This window comes from Mesorhizobium sp. LNHC229A00, from assembly GCF_000502415.1.
In the GTDB taxonomy this organism is placed as follows: Bacteria; Pseudomonadota; Alphaproteobacteria; order Rhizobiales; family Rhizobiaceae; genus Mesorhizobium.
Genome location: NZ_AYWQ01000129.1, coordinates 1 through 780, shown reverse-complemented (window position 1 = coordinate 780; position 780 = coordinate 1). Strand labels below are relative to the sequence as shown.

The following is a 780-nucleotide window of genomic DNA, read 5'->3' as shown; positions in this document are numbered from 1 at the left end:
GCCTTCAGTTTCCCGAGGCGGTTTCCTCGAACTCGACCTTGCGCTTGCCGACGATCCCGGCGCACCAGCGCACCATGGCGCGGACGACACGATGCTCTTCGGCGGTGAGGATGGAACCGACGATATCGGGTGAATAGGTGACATCGAGGCCGCGCCAGCCGAGCAGGAGATGTTCGACGGCCAGCTGCCCTTCGGCCTTGGCCTGCACTTCAGCCGGGATGGTCCCGCTGGGATAGGCCTGCCGCAGCTTCTCCAGTTCGGCCTGGTATGCGGTGGCATAGGGAGGGTAGTTGGTCGAGCGGGTGAGGAAGGCGAGGCCGGGCAGCGGCACCTGCTCGAATGGCTTGTCGGGGTTGAGCCCCGGCCATTCCTTCGGTTCGATCCAGTCGCCCTCGCGTTCGGCGACGAGGTTGGCGGCAAGGCTGCCGAGCTTGATGGTCATGTCGGAGATCCTTTGTCGGAAGGTTCAGATTGAGTGCGGGGAACGGTCCGTTCCGGGTCATGCGGCTCTGTCGAAGCGATGATGCGGTCGTGAAATTCGCCGTCGACCAGAACCTCGCCAGTAATCTCCAGCCTGAGAAAATTAGCTGCGTTCCGTTTCGCACCATCGATGTCGAATGAGACGCGAGTGACTCCTCTAAGCGGTACGCCATTCATTTCTATGGTGCATTGCGAAGGGGTGTCGCCCACCTTGATTTTGAAGGTGTTCTTCACTGGATTTCCTTTGTCGGAAGGGTGGCGACGGGTCCGACAACCCGCCGCCTTTCTGCGCAGAACTAG

General features: G+C 61.0%; 2 protein-coding genes. Both read right to left on the bottom strand.

What is annotated here, in order from left to right:
* Positions 1-4 precede the first annotated feature (4 nt).
* A complete protein-coding gene (locus tag X742_RS140310) occupies positions 5-442 on the bottom strand; it encodes a hypothetical protein (RefSeq protein WP_023775652.1) in 438 nt (145 codons plus the stop codon).
* Positions 439-780, bottom strand: a 342-nt coding sequence (locus X742_RS0139620) for a hypothetical protein (RefSeq protein ID WP_210164363.1), incomplete at its 5' end; no start/stop codon positions are given. The genes X742_RS0139620 and X742_RS140310, both read right to left, overlap by 4 nt.